This window comes from Streptomyces sp. 8L (genome assembly GCF_020176795.1).
Classification (GTDB): Bacteria; Actinomycetota; Actinomycetes; order Streptomycetales; family Streptomycetaceae; genus Streptomyces.
In genome coordinates, this window is the sequence record NZ_JAIUKE010000957.1 from 1 (window position 1) to 655 (window position 655).

Sequence of the window (655 nt, forward strand, 5' to 3'; positions counted from 1 at the left end):
GCCACGCTCGCGGCGGCCGGGGTCGGTGGCGTGGAGGTGCAGGACGGCGGCTCGGTGGAGGCGTGGGACGTGGCGCCGGGCGGGCTGCCCGCGTCCTCCGTCGGCGAGCGCAGGGCCGCGGCGGCGACCCGGCTGGTACGGGACTCGGCACCGGGCGCCGCGCCGCGCGCGTCCGCCCCCGCGGACGGCATGCCGCTGTCGCTGATCGTGGTGGCGCCGAGGGACGGGCTGGCGGCCTACCGCCCGGAGCCCGCGGTGGCCGAGCCGTGGGTCGCGGCCGGGATTCCCCATCTGTTCGCCGGGGTGATCGAAGCCACAGGTTTCGTCGGGCCGCTGGTACTGCCGGGCGGCACGGCGTGCGCGGGCTGCCTGCTGCTGGCCGAGGCGGACGCGGACCCCGACGGGCCCGCCATGCTCGCGCAGTGGCGCTCCGGGCGCGCCGCGCGTTCGGTGACGGCGTGCGACGGCCCGCTCGCCGCTCTGGTGGCCGGGTTGGCGGCGGCACACGCCCTCTCGTTCCTCGACGGGGAACTGCCGACGAGCACGGGCACGCGCTGGGAGGTGTCGCTGCCGCTGCTCGACTGGCGATCCGAGGGGATCGCACCCCATTCGGGCTGCCGGTGCGGCGCCGGGGGAAGGACAGAGGGGGTGGGCG

The 655-nt window shown here is 78.5% G+C and carries 1 protein-coding gene; it reads left to right on the forward strand.

Features of this window, described 5'->3' with window-relative positions; genetic code table 11:
• Positions 1 to 655 (forward strand): ThiF family adenylyltransferase (locus tag LCE31_RS40100; protein ID WP_225023251.1); only part of this gene is annotated, 655 nt, incomplete at both ends.